Consider the following 963-nt stretch of genomic DNA (forward strand, 5'->3'; position numbering starts at 1 on the left):
GCGCTGGCGACGCTTGTCACCGGCATTGTCTGGTGTTTTGAACGCTTTAAATGGGCACCGGCACGCAAGGCGAGAGCAGAGGCGGCGCTAAGTGCGCAGCAGGATGGCGGCACGGGCGTTGTAACCATCAAACAGCCCGGTTGGATTGAAACCTGCGCGTCAGTGTTTCCGGTATTGGCGCTGGTGTTCGTTGTTCGCTCCTTTATTTACGAACCGTTCCAGATACCGTCGGGCTCAATGATGCCGACACTGCTGATTGGTGATTTTATTCTGGTGGAGAAATTTGCCTACGGCATCAAAGATCCTATCACGCAGACCACGCTGATCCCGACTGGGCATCCGCGACGCGGGGATGTTGCGGTATTTAAATATCCTGAAAATCCGCGTTTGGATTATATCAAACGCGTGATTGGTCTGCCGGGCGACAAGGTTTCTTACGATCCGCTCAGCAAACAGGTTACGGTGCGTCCCGCGTGTGAAGGCTCGGCGTGCGACAGCGCCGTCGCGGTGACGTACAGCAACCTCGAAGCCAGTGATTTCGTGCAAACGTTCGGCCGTCCTGGTTCGGAATCGAGCAGCGGTTTCTACGCGCTGCCACGCGGTGAGGAGAAGCCGGGCGGCGTGCGTATGGGCGTTCGTCAGGAGACGCTGGGCGACGTTTCGCACCGCATTCTGGTGGTGCCCGGTAGCCAGGATCAACTGGGGATGTACTACCAGCAGTCTCGCCAGCCGCTGGCTACGTGGGTGGTGCCAAACGGGCACTATTTCATGATGGGTGATAACCGTGATAACAGCGCCGATAGCCGTTTTTGGGGCTTTGTGCCGGAAAAGAATCTGGTCGGCCGCGCAACGGCAATCTGGATGAGCTTTGAGAAACAAGAAGGTGAATGGCCAACGGGCGTACGTTTAAGCCGAATTGGTCGAATTCATTAATCACCGTGATAAACCCGCAGCATTATTTTC

General features: G+C 56.1%; 1 protein-coding gene. It reads left to right on the top strand.

Features of this window, described 5'->3' with window-relative positions:
• Positions 1–933, top strand: a 933-nt coding sequence (gene lepB / locus J5224_RS30315; protein ID WP_264628753.1) for a signal peptidase I, incomplete at its 5' end; no start/stop codon positions are given.
• Positions 934–963: the final 30 nt, after the last annotated feature.

It is taken from the genome of Candidatus Symbiopectobacterium sp. NZEC135, from assembly GCF_025962695.1.